Here is a 13,149-nt window from a genome sequence, read left to right on the forward strand (position 1 = left end):
TGCCGAAACACATCACTTTTCGCAGAGCCGTCGGCCGCCGGAATAGGGCTGATAGGTACAATCGGACGGGCGAAAGGAGCGGTAGCTGCGCGAGCAGGCCGTGATGTTACAAGACTGCGGTGCGCCCTGACCATCGACGACTGCTTCGGTCGATCGCACGCCGTTCAGGCTCGGTTCGGTCGTCGCCTCGCGGATGAAGTCCCGCCAGATATGGGCCGGCAGGGCGCCGCCCGTCACCCCCTTCATCGGCGCATCATCATCATTGCCAACCCAGACGCCGACGACGAGGGCGTCCGTGAAGCCGACGAACCAGGCATCACGATTGTTCTGGCTGGTGCCGGTCTTGCCGGCCGCAAACGTGCCGGGGTCTGCTCCACGTCCGGTGCCGCGCTCGACCACCAACTGCAGCAGTCCGAGGAGATCGGACTGGTAAGGCGAAAGATCGACGCCCGGCTTGGATTGTGCGCCAACGCGAAAGGCCTTGGGCTGCCCTGCGGCTTGGAAGTCGGTGATACCCCAGGGCTTGACGGGGGCCTTGCCGAGTTGGACGGACGCATAGGCGCTGGTGAGATTGAGCAGATTGACTTCGGAGGTACCGAGCGCCAAGGACGGCGTGTCGGCCAGTGGCGCATCAATGCCGAGTTCGCGCGCCGCGGCAATCACATTGTCCAGACCGACCTCTTGGGCAAGCGCCACCGACGCGGCATTGAGCGATCGCGCGAACGCCTCGGCGAGCGTCACCCACCCACTATAATTGCCGCCGGAATTTTCCGGCGACCAGCCGTCGATTTCGATTGGCGCGTCCAGAATCTGGTCAGACAAGGTGAGCCCAGCCTTCAATGCTGCGTAGTAGACGAATAGCTTGAAGGTGGAGCCCGGCTGGCGCATCGCAGTGACGGCGCGATTGAACTGGCTTGCCTTGTAGTCACGCCCGCCAACCATGGCGACGACCGCGCCGTCCGGCGTCATCGCAACCAACGCGGCCTGCGATGCTCCCACGGTTTTTCCTTCGCCGTCCAAGGACCTCTTCACGATCCTTTCGGCGATCTGTTGCAACTGCGGCACCAGCGTGGTGCGCACTGTCGTCGACCCTGGCGAGGAGCCGGCGATTTCGCTCGCCTGCGGCGAAATCCAGTCGGCAAACCAGCTTCCCGAGCGCGGCGTCGGCGTCGTTGGGTGCAGCCTGGCAAAGCTCCCCTTGGCCTCCGCCGCCTCCTGCGCGGTGATCTTGCCATTGGCCGTCATCGCGTCGAGAACGACCATGGTGCGCTGCCGGGCGCCTTCGAAATTGTCGATCGGGTTCCATTGGCTGGGCGCCCGCAGCAACCCCGCCAGCATCGCCGACTCCGGCAGGTCAAGGTCGCCGATATCCTTGTTGAAATAGATCCGCGCGGCGGCTGGCATGCCGGTGGCGCCGGCGCCAAGATAGACGCTGTTGAGATAGCGCGTCAGGATTTCCCGCTTGCCGAGCTTCCACTCCAGCCAGAATGCGATGACGACTTCCTGTATCTTTCGTTTTATCGTTCGATCGCTGTCGAGATATTGGAGCTTGATGAGTTGCTGGGTGATCGTGCTGCCACCCTCCACCACCGAGCCAGCCTCCAGGTTGCGCAGAAACGCCCTGCCGATGCCCCTGGGATCGACGCCGAAATGATCCATGAACCGGCGGTCCTCGATCGACAGGACGGCATCGATCAGACGGGGTGGAAACTGGTCGTATCGGGCATATGGTCCTTGATAAGGCCCCTGTCTCACCAATGGCGCGCCGTCGGCGGTTTCCAGCACCACGACCGGCTTCAAGGTTCCATCCCGGATTTCGCTCCAGGGCACGTCTTTCAGTGCCCACACCAGCACACTGGTTACGAGGAGGCAGACAAGCAACGCCGACCCCATAGCGAATTTCCACCAGCCCGCCAGAAGCGGCCGGCGATGGCTGTTTTCAACCGGATTGGCACGTCGATTGCGAATTCGGCGCCGGGCTTTGGCTAGAGCAGCGGTCATCCACATGATTGGCGCTGATGCGGCTACCAGGCCCATCGACCTCCTCAGCTTCCGCCTCAAAACCGAAGCGGCCGTCCTGCTCTTCGCCAACGCAGAACTTGCCTGCAAATCGTGACGCAGCGCACGGAATAGATTGCTCGCGGCCCGTCTGGTTTGGCCGAAGGATCCACGGGGCGGTTGCTGAGCGTCGACTTCAGTGCTCACCGGTGAATCCGAGGCAGCCGCTTGCGCCGCCGGATCTGCTGTCTGATTGCGACCCGAGCTCGTGCTGCTAACGCTTTCACCTGAGGAATCGGGAGAATTGGGCATCGGTTACCGCTAGAAGGCTAATGCAGCATGTTCTTTATAGCGGGGTGATGGTGCGTGTTCCACCGCAAAAGGGCCAACACTTCCAGACCCCGCTGAGCGCCACCCGGGCGGTGGGCGTCGATTCCGTGGAGCAGGTGCTTCTCTGGAGCGGTTCAGCTTTTCACGGGAGCGCAGAACCGCTCTAACCTTATGGATTCACGCAATTTCCGGCAAAAGCGCTTCTCGCTTTGCCTGGAATTGTTCTGGCCGCGTCAGGCCGACGCAGTCTTGTGCCTGGCCGACAATGGAAGGCCGCTTCCAGCGAAGACGAACGGAGCGGTGGCCCTTACTTTACCGTGATGGCGATACCGCTGAGATCGGCGTTGACTTGCAGGCCAACCTGCTTGCCCGAGAGTTCGAGTTGGGCGCCCTTGTCATTGGTCATGACGATCACCTGGGCCCCTTTGCCGACCGCGCCGCCGCCACCCGCCGCACCGTAGACCCCCGTCACATCTTGAGCGCGGCGGATATGGCGAACGGTACCATGAAAATTGGTCTTAGAAGCCCCGAAGGCGAGGCCGCCCGAGATGCCGCCGACAGAGATGGGATAGCGGCGACCATGGAAGGTCAGTGTGCCTTCGCCTCCGGAACCACCCACAAAGAAGGCAGCCTTGTAGACTGAGAAACTGATCGTACCGCTGTCGGCATGCGCGGAGCCGGCAAAGATGATTCCTGCTGCAGCGATAACCGCAACCGCGACTGAACGAATTCTGGATGAAAACTTCATGATGCAAGTCTCCTCAAAATCGAGGCTTACCCAGCCAGGAGGGCGTGTCAGCGTCATGCCAAAGTCACAGCTGAAACAGTCTCGCCTGTCATTGGTTCCCAAGCACGCGGCCAGAATCCGACTGGGAGAAAGCTGCCATAAAACGAAGCCGATGGCAAACCTGGTCTCGGTGGGAGTGGGAGCGGACCGTCATGCACAATGAGGGCGCAGGACAGTCGCTGCGCCTTCAAAATCGATCTACCGAACGGACTGAGTCCAATCGCAATTCGCGCTGAGTGACCGTTTGTCTCCTCAGCGGGGCTTCACGTTGGCGTGCTCGTTGGCGGCCTCCGTGTCAGTGGCCGGCGTCTGGGTGTCGTGTCCGGTGAACGGACTTCCCTGGCCGGGCGCCAATGTACCACTGTGACTGGCTCTGTTGGTCGTAAATGCGTGCGTCGTGGAAGCTGCCGTGCTGCCGGACTTCAATCCATGCTGTTCCGCCTGGAAAAGGTGGTCGTCCGCCTGGGCAACGCCGCAGGTGGAAATCAGCAAGAACGCCGCGGTAATCAAGGGATGGATATTCATCGCAAGAACTCCTTCGTTTTCTGCCCTGGACGACAACACCCTGGCCACCGCCGATATTCGCGGATTTTTCATCACATCCTCGTGAGCCACCGCCTGAAGAGCAATCACATCGCTTCCAAGGGCACCCGTCACCATGCCGCCGGCGACCGTGTTTTCTGCTCGTAAGGATCGAAGATCGCCGCCTCGCAGAAGGCAAGGCGCACCTTGCCGATCGCATTCATGCAGAGCCGCCGGGCGGGGTTCCAGGTGCCGGTCTTCGGTTCGAGCTGGCTCAACGGATGCAGCTGAACGCGCGGTGCGAACCGCTCTTCAGCCGTCGATCGAGACGATCATGTCGCCGCGCGCCCATGTCGACCTGGCTGTCGAGCACCAGTGTGATCGCGTCGCTGGCAACCGCGGCGTTGCGCACGAGATCGAAGGTGACGATCTTGGAGACGTTGGCGACCATGCCCGACCGCCGGATCATGACGCTGTCGCCGGGCTTGACCGAGCCGCCGCCTGTCGGACATTGCCAGCCATGCAGAAAAGATTACTTTAGATGCAGGGGCTTTACCTGTTGACCGGAAGATCCCGGCTGTGGGGCTTCCATAGTGTCGAATCGTTAGCGTGCTGCAAGGAGGGGCCGGCACCTATGTTGCTGGAAGATTTGTATCGCCTGATGAAGACCGGGCATGTTCAGGCCCAGGGCATTGTCGACACGATGACCCAACCCGTTGTCGTGCTGGATCAGAATTTCTGTGTGACGACCGCAAACAATGCGTTCATCAAGGCTTTCGAAGTCGCGCGGGACGACATCCTCTCCCAGAACTTCTTCGAGCTTGGCAACGGGCAGTGGGATATTCCGGAACTTCGGCGGCTCATATCCTCGGTCATCCCACGGGCGGCCGCCGTCATTGGCTTCGAAGTGAAGCATGAATTCCCGACAATCGGCCAGCGTACATTCCTTGTCGATGCCCGCCGCCTCGTTCATCCGGATAACAACAGTCCCAACATCCTGGTCATCTTCGACGACGTGACGGAGCGCCGGCGCCACGATGCCGAGATGGACTTCATCGTCGCCGAGATGCGGCATCGGCTGAGGAACCTGTCGGCCGTCGTTCAGTCGGTCGTGAACAACACCAGGACCGATGATCCGGCTGTGGCAAGCTTCAAGGAAGCGCTGCTTGGAAGGCTGGATATCACCTTTCGAGCTCAGGAAGTTGCTGCCATTGGCGGGCTGACTGAGTTCGAAGCATTGCTGCGAGGCGCGGTCGGTGCGACGGTTTGGGAACGGCTCGAATGCTCTGGACCGTCCGTAGAATTTGGAAGTTCAAAGGTTCTCCCGGTCAGCATGATCCTGCACGAGCTCGGCACCAACGCGTTGAAGCATGGTGCTGCCTCGGTGCCCGGCGGAAAGATACGGGTGACGTGGGAATTGGAAATCGGGCCGCGGGATCGGACGCTGCTCGTATGCCGGTGGCGCGAGGAAGCCGGGCCGCCTATTCATGAGTTTGTACGCAAGGGCTATGGGACCGAACTGATCGAAGGCCTCGCCGCCCATATGGGTGGAAGCGTGGAACTCAACTATCCGCCCAGTGGTTTTACTGCGACAATCAAAATCCCGATGTGAGGTCATGTGAGCGAAATTGTCGACAGGAGGGCAGGCGCGACCAAGGTCCTCGTCGTCGAGGACGAGTTCTTCATCGCCGATGAACTCCGACGCAAACTGACCGCTGCCGGGCTGCGGGTGCTTGGCCCGGTATCATCGAACGAGCACGCTCTCGATCTTTTGGAGCAGGAGCGACCGGACGTCGCCGTGCTTGACGTTCATCTCGGCGGGGCAAGAGCGACCCCGGTAGCCGCGAAGCTACGGCAGTTGAATATTCCGTTCCTCCTCGCGACAGCAAGTCCTGCCCATGAACTTGCATCCGATCCGGTCCTCGCGGACGCGGTCATCCTGGAAAAGCCAACTGATTTCGGTCTTCTCAGCGAAACCGTCCGCAGGGTGGTCAAGTGACGGTTCACAGGACCGCCCGCTCTCGGCGCCGTCTGCGTCGGGAATCCGCCACCCCGCAATGGATGGATCCGGGCTTGGATAAGAGGCCGGTCTGGTCGGCCCCTTGATCCCGATCAGATATCGCTGGCGGCGCTCGACCACAGCTCGGCCGCCTCGGCCGCCGTCATCCGGCGCACCTCTGCCTCGTGGCTGCGGCTGGCGAAGAGTTCGCTGGCCATGATCTGCTCGGCCAAGTCGGCCGGCAGCGAGAGGATGACGCGGGCTTCGCCATTGTGCAGGCCGCCGAGTTCGGTGCGTTTGCCGGTCACCATGCCGCCGGCGACCGTGTTGTTGGTCTCCGGATCGATCAGGATGAAGGAGCCGGACTGGCGGTTCTGCTCGTAAGGATCGAAGATCGCCGCCTCGTCAAAGGCAAGCCGGACCTTGCCGATGGCGTTCATGTAGAGCCGCTGGGCGGGGTTCCAGGTGCCGGTCTTCAATTCGAGCTGGCTCAAGGGCTGCACCTGGACGCGCTGGCGGCGGCTGCCGCTCTTCAGCCAGTAGCGCTTGCCAGGCTCGATGCCTTCGGGCTGCAGCGCGACGATCTGCGCGTCGAAGGCCAGGCCGACCTGCGGCTGGGCGTCGATCGAGACGATCATGTCGCCGCGTGCCACGTCGACCTGGCGGTCGAGCACCAGCGTGATCGCGTCGCCGGCAACGGCGGCGTTGCGCACGAGATCGAAGGTGACGATCTTGGAGACGTTGGCGACCATGCCCGACGGCAGGATCATGACGCTGTCGCCCGGTTTGACCGAGCCGCCGCCAACCGTGCCCTGATAGCCGCGGAAGCTTTCGCCCGGACGCGACACACGCTGCACCGACAGGCGGAAGCCGACGGTCTGCGACGAGCGCACGGTGGCAAGCTCCAGCGTCTCCACCAGCGTCGGGCCAGTGTACCAGGGCATGGCGCCCTGGCCGGAATAGACGACATTTTCGCCCTTCAGCGCCGACATCGGAATGGCGGTGATCTGCTTGACGCCGAGCGACAGGGCGAATTCGCGGAATTCGTGGCTGATCTTCTCGAAGCCGGCGCGGTCATAGCCCGTCAGGTCGATCTTGTTGACGGCAAGCACGAACTGCCTGATGCCGAGCAGCGAGGCGATCGTCGCATGGCGGCGCGTCTGTTCGAGGATGCCGAGACGGGCGTCGACGAGCAGGATGGCGAGATCGGCCGTCGAGGCGCCGGTCGCCATGTTGCGGGTATATTGCTCGTGACCGGGCGTGTCAGCGACGATGAAGGAGCGCTTGTCGGTCGAGAAATAGCGATAGGCGACATCGATGGTGATGCCCTGCTCGCGTTCGGCCTGCAGGCCGTCGAGCAAGAGCGCGAAGTCGGGCAGGCCGAGGTCGTTCTGCTTGCCGGTGGAATCGCGCTGCAGCGTGGCGGCCTGGTCTTCCTTGACGGCCTTGGTGTCCCACAGCAGGCGGCCGATCAGGGTCGACTTGCCGTCATCGACACTGCCGCAGGTAATCAGGCGCAGCGGGCGCGAGTCGCGTTGAGCCTTCTGCGGCTCGGCGGCGGGCAGGCTGGCGACGGTTGCGGCCGAGACGGCGGTTTGGACTGCGGTCATCTCAGAAATATCCTTCACGCTTCTTCTTTTCCATGGAGCCGGACTGGTCGCGGTCGATGGCGCGGCCCTGGCGTTCGGACACCGTTGCGATTTCGAGTTCGGCAATCACCTCTTCCAGCGTGGTCGCCTCAGAGCGGATGGCGCCGGTCAGCGGGAAGTCGCCGAGCGTGCGGAAGCGGATCATGCCCTCCTGGCGCACTTCGCCGGGCAGCAGTTCCAGGCGCGGATCCTCGGCCAGGATCATCATGCCGTCGCGCTCCACGAACTTGCGTTTGCGGGCGTAGTAGAGCGGCACGAGCGGAATGTCCTCGGCCTGGATGTAGCGCCAGATATCGACCTCGGTCCAGTTCGACAGCGGGAAGGCGCGCACGCTCTCGCCCTTGCGGATCATGCCGTTATAGATGTTCCAGAGCTCCGGCCGCTGGTTGCGCGGATCCCAGCGGTGATCCGGCGTGCGGAAGGAATAGATGCGTTCCTTGGCGCGGCTTGCCTCCTCGTCGCGCCGGGCGCCGCCGAAAGCGGCGTCGAACTGGCCGGCATCGAGCGCCTGGCGCAGGCTTTCGGTCTTCATGATGTCGGTGAAGGCCGCCGAGCCATGGGTGAAGGGCGTGATGTTTTCGGCCGCGCCGCGTGGGTTGATGTGCTCGATGAGATCGAGATCGTACTTCTTCGCCGTCTCGTCTCGGAAGGCGATCATCTCGCGGAACTTCCAGCCGGTGTTCACATGCAGGAGCGGGAAGGGCACGCGGCCGGGATAGAAGGCCTTGCGCGCCAGGTGCAGCAGCACCGAGGAATCCTTGCCGATCGAATAGAGCATCACGGGACGCTCGAATTCGGCCGCGACCTCACGAAAGATGTGGATGGATTCGTTTTCCAGCGCCTTCAGATGCGGGTCGAGCGGCGCCTTGGCGCTCTGCGGATTGCTGAGTTCCGTATCCGGACGGCTATCGGGCATGTCTTACTCCAGACTGTCGGTCCTTGCGGCTGCCCGCAAGCTTTTGTCGATTGTGGCTCTCCCCGGGGAAGCTCGCTTCCCCCAAGGCTGCGGCGACCGCCGCGCCCTGATCCGGTAAGCTGGGAAGGTGATTATTGTGCGACGATCGCTGAGGCCTCTTCGGCGACATGCAGGCCGCATTCGCGTGTCTCGTCCTGCTCCCACCACCAGCGGCCGGCGCGTTCCGGCTCGCCGGGCTTGATCGCCCTTGTGCAGGGCTCGCAGCCGATCGAGGGGTAGCCGCGGGCATGCAGCGGATTGACCGGCACGCCGTTTTCGGAAACGAAGGCCTTGATCGCCTCGATGTCCCAGTCGGCGAGCGGATTGACCTTCAGCAGGTGCCGTTCGGCGTCATATTCGGCAAAGGGCGTTTCGGCGCGGTTGGCCGACTGGCCGCGCCGCAGGCCGGTGATCCAGATCGTCGCCCCTTCGAGCGCACGCGCAAGCGGCTTCAGCTTGCGCACGCCGCAACAGGCATGCCTGGCTTCGACGCTCTCGTAGAAACCATTGAGGCCGTATTGCGCGGCATAGGCGTCGATATCGGCCTTCTCGGGCGAAAGGCGCTGGATATGGATGTCGTACTGGGCCTCCGTTTCGTCGATCAGCGCCAGCGTCTCGGCAAACAGGCGGCCGGTTTCCAGCGTCGCGATGTCGATCGGCAGGCGGTGCGTGCCGATTTCGGCGGTGATCACCTGGTCTTCGATGCCGAGCGAGGTGGTGAACACCACGCGGCCGCCAAGGCCTGCCACCAGCGACAGACGTCCGGCGAGGTCGAGGCCTGCCAGCTTGTCGTTCAGCGCCTCGGCTTCTGCATTCGGATTGATAACAGTCATGAGAATCCTGTCCTTAGTTGACCGGAGTATCGCAGTTCAAGCCTGGATCGGACAGAAAAAGGGATTTCGAAAGCTGCGGCCACAGGAGCAAATATCTCTCCGAAGCTGCCGCAATGCAGAAAAGCAGCCGCCCGCGGGGAAAAACCCGCGCCGACAGCCTCAATGTCTATAAAATTAGTAGGCTTACACGCAGCCTGTCAATCGGAAATCTGAAGTGATGCTGAAAATGGTGCGGAAGGCGCTGATTTGGCGTAGTTTGCAAGGGCTTGGCCAGCGTGAAGAACAAGGCCAAAAATACTTGTCCCTCAAGGCTTTCAGCCGGCGCGTTCAAATTCCGTTCATGCTGGTTGTGCCATAGAGGCGAATATACGTGTGAAGCGGCGCGAAAATGCGCGCCGCCTGTGTGTCGACGGTCTGAGATGATTACGCAAAAGGCGAAATATGCGCTGCGGGCGCTGACGGTTCTGGCGGATGCCGATGCCGACGAACCGGTGATGATTTCCGACATCGCGGCGCAGCAGAAGATCCCGAAGAAATTCCTCGAACAGATCCTGCTCGATCTCAAACATCACGGCATCGTCGTCAGCCGCCGCGGCAAGCAGGGCGGTTATCTCCTGCTCAAGCCCGCCCACACCATCACCTTCGGCGAAATCCTGCGCATCATCGATGGCCCGATCGCACCCTTGCCGTGCCTGTCGATCACCGCCTACCGCAAATGTGACGATTGCGACGGCGAACAGACGTGCGAAATCCGCCATGTCTTCGCCAAGGTCGCCGACGCCACCCGCAAGGTGCTGTTCTCGACGACCATCGCCGATGCCGTCGGCCCGGGGCATGGCGCCGAAGTCACCCGCCTGCTCGCCTGATCAGCTCTCAGCCGTTTCCCTGGCGCGCCGGGCCCGGATCGCCGCAGCGATGAAGACGCGCGACAGGCCGTGATAGAGCGGCTCGCGCGACAGGATCCGCGAGGTGATGTAGCCGATCATCGATACCGCCATAATCGGAATGATGGCCTGATGGTCGCCGGTCATTTCGAGGATGATGACAAAGGCGGTCATCGGCGCCTGCACCACGCCGGAGAAATATCCCGCCATCCCGAGAATGGCCGCAAGCGCGATGCTGCTGCCCATAATCTGGCCGATGGTGCTGCCGAAGCCGGCGCCGACGGAGAGCGACGGCGCGAAGATGCCGCCCGGAATGCCCGACATCATCGACAGAAAGCCGGCAAGAAGTTTTTCCAGGAAGAACAGCAGGGGCAGGGGATTGCCCTCGACGGCGCCTTTCGCCTGGTCGTAGCCCGTTCCGAAGGTCATGCCGCCCGAGAGGATGCCGATCGCCGCGACGGCAAGGCCGCAGGCTGCTGCCAGCGTTACCATCCGCCGCAGCGGCTGCGGATGCGCCCACCTGCGAACGTGCTGACCGAGATGGAGCGCAAGCCCGCTGAAAGCCGCACCCAGTGCGCCGCCGCCGATGCCGCAGACCAGCACCAGTTCCCAGTCGCGCACCGAGGCGGGCGCGACCGCGGTGGAGCCGAAATAATTGTAGCTGCCGGCAAGTCCGAGCGCTGCAAGGCCCGAAAGGATGACGGCCGTCAGCACCAGGCCGTTCGCACGGGACTCATAGGTCCGGCTCATTTCCTCGATGGCGAAGACGATGCCGGCGAGCGGTGTGTTGAAGGCCGCGGCGATGCCGGCCGCAGAGCCGGCGAGGATCAGGCCGCGCGCCTGCGCCATGCCGCCGAAGCGGGCGACGGCCAGCATGATCGATGCGCCAACCTGCACGGTCGGTCCCTCGCGGCCGATCGACGCGCCGCTCGCGAGCCCCAGCACGGTCAGCAGGATCTTGCCGAAGACGAGCCGCAGCGACAGCAGCCGCGCGCGGTCCTCCGGATCACGCAAATGCCGCGCGGCAATCGCCTGCGGAATGCCGCTGCCCTGCGCGTTCGGGAAGAATGTAGCGGCGAGATAGGCCGACAGCATGAAGCCGAGCGGGGTGATGAGAAGCGGCAGCAGAAAGCTCCATTGCCCCGAGGCGATCACGCCGGCAAAGCCGCGCTGCGCCAGATCGGCCAGCCTGGCGAAGCCGACGCTGATGATGCCGATCGCAAAGGCGCCGAACCAGAAGATCAGCCGCGGACGCCAGAGGGAGAAGGAGCCCCACAGGACACGCGATCTGCGAAGAAGTCTGGACTTGCGATGGAACACGGGCAGCCGAGGAACATTGGAGATGAGCTCTTCCTAAACCGGTTTGCAGGGAAGGGGCCACCTCTTTCTTCCGAAAATTGCTACTGTGATTGCGGCCTGACAGCTTTCGCCACTCATCACCGATCGCTGACCGCCGCCCGCGGGTTGACCCAGGGCTCCTGGTTCGAGCGCGCCAGCGGCTGCTTGCCGAGGATGTGGTCGGCGGCCTTCTCGCCGGTCATGATCGAGGGGCCGTTCAGGTTGCCGTAGGTGACGTGCGGGAAGATCGAGCTGTCGGCGACGCGCAGTCCATCGACGCCGATCACCCGCGTCTGCGGATCGACCACCGCCATCGGATCGTCCTTGGCGCCCATCTTGCAGGTGCCGCAGGGGTGATAGGCGCTTTCCAGATGTTCGCGCAGGAAGGCGTCGATCTCTTCGTCGCTTTGTACGCCTTCACCCGGCTGGATCTCCGGGCCGCGATAGGCGTCGAAGGCCGCCTGCCCGAAGATCTCGCGGGTCAGTCGCACGCAGTGGCGGAATTTCTCCCAATCCTCGGGATGGCTCATATAGTTGAAGCGCAGCACCGGCTCGGCCTTGGGGTCGGGCGAGCGCAGCGTCACGTTGCCGCGCGATTTCGACAGGTTGTAGCCGACATGCACCTGGAAACCGTGGCTTTTCGCCGCCGCCTTGCCGTCATAGCTGATCGCCACCGGCAGGAAATGATATTGAATGTCCGGCTGCTTCAGCCCGGGTGCCGAGCGCAGGAAGGCGCAGGCTTCGAACTGGTTGGAAGCGCCGAGCCCGCCCTTCGACAAGAGCCATTGCGCGCCCGCCACCCCCTGCCAGAACCAGGGCAGCCAGGAATAGAGCGACACCGGCTTGGTGCTGACCTGCTGGAAATAGAATTCCATATGGTCCTGCAGGTTGGCGCCGACACCAGGGCGGTCGGCCTTCACCTCGATGCCCATTTCCTTCAGATGCTCGCCCGGGCCGATGCCGGACAGCATCAGGAGCTTCGGCGAATTGAAAGAGGAGGCCGAGACGATCACCTCGCGGTTCGCCTTCACCACCTCTGTCCTGCCGCCGCGTTCGATTTCGACGCCGGTCGCGCGCCCGTTCTCGATGACGATCCGGCGCGCCATACCGTAGACGATCCCGACATTGTCGCGCTTCAGCGCCGGTTTCAGATAGGCATTGGCGGCAGACCAGCGGCGCCCGGCAAAGATGGTCTGCTCCATCAGTCCGAAGCCTTCCTGCTTGCTGCCGTTGTAATCCTCGGTCGTCTCGAAGCCCGCCTGCTTGCCGGCCTCGACGAAGGCCCGGAACAGCGGATTGGTGAAGCCGCCGCGCTGCACATGCAGCGGCCCGTTGGTGCCGCGCCAGCCCTCTTCGCCGCCATGCGAATGTTCCATCCGCTTGAAATAGGGGAGAACGTCGGCATAGGCCCAGCCGCTAGCACCGAGCTCTTCCCAGCGGTTGAAGTCCTCGGCATGGCCGCGCACATAGACCATGCCGTTGATCGATGACGAGCCGCCGATCACCTTGCCGCGCGGCGCCGTGATGCGGCGGTTGTTGAGGTTCGGCTCCGGCTCGGAGAGATAGCCCCAATTATAGCGCTTCATGCTCATCGGCCAGGCAAGCGCTGCCGGCATCTGAATGAACGGCCCGAAATCGCTGCCGCCCGCCTCGATGACGAGGACGCTGTTCTTGCCGTCTTCGGAGAGGCGATAGGCCAGCGCCGAGCCGGCCGAGCCGGAGCCGATGATGACGAAATCTGCTTGTTGCATCTTCTTGTTTTCCTTGAGCTGCCGTGATCTGGCTGCTTCTTGTTTTCTCAGAGCCGGCCCCTCATCCGCCTGCCGGCACCTTCTCCCCGTAAACGGGGCGAAG

12 protein-coding genes and 1 pseudogene are annotated in these 13,149 nt (G+C 62.9%); 4 read left to right on the forward strand and 9 right to left on the reverse strand.

All coding sequences use genetic code 11. The features are described 5' to 3' along the window. Positions 1–12: 12 nt before the first annotated feature. The 4 genes and pseudogenes from HJC00_RS15300 to HJC00_RS15315 form a co-directional block, all read right to left on the reverse strand. Positions 13–2,310 (reverse strand): PBP1A family penicillin-binding protein, encoded by a 2,298-nt coding sequence (locus HJC00_RS15300; RefSeq protein WP_221164307.1) that lies wholly within the window; start codon positions 2,308–2,310, stop codon positions 13–15. Between the two features lie 325 nt (positions 2,311–2,635). Then, positions 2,636–3,076 (reverse strand): hypothetical protein, encoded by a 441-nt coding sequence (locus tag HJC00_RS15305; protein WP_210631673.1) that lies wholly within the window; start codon positions 3,074–3,076, stop codon positions 2,636–2,638. Between the two features lie 291 nt (positions 3,077–3,367). Next, positions 3,368–3,748: a hypothetical protein gene (locus HJC00_RS15310; RefSeq protein WP_247241760.1), complete on the reverse strand. Its 381-nt coding sequence runs from the start codon at positions 3,746–3,748 to the stop codon at positions 3,368–3,370. A 15-nt stretch (positions 3,749–3,763) separates the two neighbouring features. Beyond that, positions 3,764–4,157, reverse strand: a pseudogene (locus HJC00_RS15315) (sulfate adenylyltransferase subunit CysN); the annotation flags it as partial. A gap of 114 nt (positions 4,158–4,271) precedes the next feature. Here HJC00_RS15315 and HJC00_RS15320 point away from each other — a divergent pair. Together HJC00_RS15320 and HJC00_RS15325 are read left to right on the forward strand one after the other, a co-directional pair. Further along, positions 4,272–5,249: a sensor histidine kinase gene (locus HJC00_RS15320; protein WP_221164308.1), complete on the forward strand. Its 978-nt coding sequence runs from the start codon at positions 4,272–4,274 to the stop codon at positions 5,247–5,249. 6 nt (positions 5,250–5,255) lie between these two features. Beyond that, the gene (locus tag HJC00_RS15325) at positions 5,256–5,636 is read left to right on the forward strand and encodes a response regulator (protein ID WP_221164309.1); all 381 of its coding nucleotides are present in this window, start codon (positions 5,256–5,258) and stop codon (positions 5,634–5,636) included. A 113-nt stretch (positions 5,637–5,749) separates the two neighbouring features. On the opposite strand, the gene cysN is transcribed toward HJC00_RS15325, so the two are convergent. The 3 genes from cysN to HJC00_RS15340 all read right to left on the reverse strand — a co-directional run bounded on the left by cysN (position 5,750) and on the right by HJC00_RS15340 (position 9,073). Further along, on the reverse strand, positions 5,750–7,246 hold the full coding sequence (cysN, locus tag HJC00_RS15330; RefSeq protein ID WP_221164310.1) for a sulfate adenylyltransferase subunit CysN: 1,497 nt from the start codon (positions 7,244–7,246) through the stop codon (positions 5,750–5,752). Between the two features lies 1 nt (position 7,247). Then, a complete protein-coding gene (cysD, locus tag HJC00_RS15335) occupies positions 7,248–8,201 on the reverse strand; it encodes a sulfate adenylyltransferase subunit CysD (protein ID WP_210628713.1) in 954 nt (317 codons plus the stop codon). Between the two features lie 131 nt (positions 8,202–8,332). Beyond that, positions 8,333–9,073, reverse strand: coding sequence for a phosphoadenylyl-sulfate reductase (locus tag HJC00_RS15340; RefSeq protein WP_221164311.1), 741 nt, complete (start codon positions 9,071–9,073; stop codon positions 8,333–8,335). Positions 9,074–9,287: 214 nt separating this feature from the next. Here HJC00_RS15340 and HJC00_RS15345 point away from each other — a divergent pair, with 214 nt between their 5' ends. Both HJC00_RS15345 and HJC00_RS15350 read left to right on the forward strand, forming a co-directional pair. Then, complete coding sequence (locus HJC00_RS15345) at positions 9,288–9,431, forward strand: hypothetical protein (RefSeq protein ID WP_221102613.1); 144 nt, start codon at positions 9,288–9,290, stop codon at positions 9,429–9,431. A 61-nt stretch (positions 9,432–9,492) separates the two neighbouring features. Next, positions 9,493–9,939 carry an Rrf2 family transcriptional regulator gene (locus HJC00_RS15350; protein ID WP_210628710.1) on the forward strand — a complete coding sequence of 149 codons (447 nt, stop codon included), beginning with the start codon at positions 9,493–9,495 and terminating at the stop codon, positions 9,937–9,939. Here HJC00_RS15350 and HJC00_RS15355 read toward each other — a convergent pair whose 3' ends face one another. Both HJC00_RS15355 and betA read right to left on the reverse strand, forming a co-directional pair. Then, a complete protein-coding gene (locus tag HJC00_RS15355) occupies positions 9,940–11,283 on the reverse strand; it encodes a chloride channel protein (protein ID WP_210631671.1) in 1,344 nt (447 codons plus the stop codon). Between the two features lie 110 nt (positions 11,284–11,393). Then, positions 11,394–13,046: a choline dehydrogenase gene (gene betA, locus HJC00_RS15360; RefSeq protein ID WP_210628709.1), complete on the reverse strand. Its 1,653-nt coding sequence runs from the start codon at positions 13,044–13,046 to the stop codon at positions 11,394–11,396. Positions 13,047–13,149 lie beyond the last annotated feature (103 nt).

The sequence above is a fragment of the Rhizobium sp. NLR22b genome (assembly GCF_019685295.1).
In the GTDB taxonomy this organism is placed as follows: domain Bacteria; phylum Pseudomonadota; class Alphaproteobacteria; order Rhizobiales; family Rhizobiaceae; genus Rhizobium.